This window comes from Streptomyces sp. AC627_RSS907 (assembly GCF_019049165.1).
In genome coordinates, this window is record NZ_JAGMUE010001036.1 from 1 (window position 1) to 617 (window position 617).

The 617-nt window shown below is 67.9% G+C and carries 1 protein-coding gene; it reads right to left on the reverse strand.

The window, feature by feature from the left end:
* Window positions 1–617 (reverse strand): M50 family metallopeptidase (locus tag KUM32_RS40115; RefSeq protein WP_217146642.1); only part of this gene is annotated, 617 nt, incomplete at both ends.

The following is a 617-nucleotide window of genomic DNA, read 5'->3' on the forward strand; positions in this document are numbered from 1 at the left end:
CTGCTGGACGACGCCCGTGGCGGGCGCGAAGCCGAGGAAGCCAGCGGTGACGTACTCGTCTCTCACGTAGCCGCCGTCACCGTCCGACTTGGCGACCTTGTTCTTGATGAGGTCGGCTTGCAGCGTCTTGTGCGCCCCGTCCCGCTCCACGGTGATGGTGGCGGGCCCCGTGGTGTCGCGGATGTCACGCTGGAGCGTCTGCCAGTCCGGGGTCGGCTGACCGTTGAACGCCACGATCTTGTCGCCGGGCTCGAGCCCCGCCGCCTTGGCCGGGGAGTCCTTGGCGTCCTTCGGGCACGTGTCCGTGTTGGCCGAGGCGGGGATCACGCACTCGGAGACGGAGCCGACGGTGGTGGTCTGGGTGTTGACGCCGAAGGTCATCATCACGCCGATGAAGATCACCACGGCGAGCACCAGGTTCATGAACGGCCCGGCGAACATGACGATCACGCGCTTCCACGGCTTGCGCGTGTAGAACAACCGCTTCTCGTCGCCCGGCTGGAGCTCCTCGTACGCGGCCGACCTGGCGTCCTCGACCATGCTCCGCCACGGCGAGGTGGAGCGCGCCGTGACCTTGCCGTCGTCGCCGGGCGGGAACATGCCGATCATGCGGATGT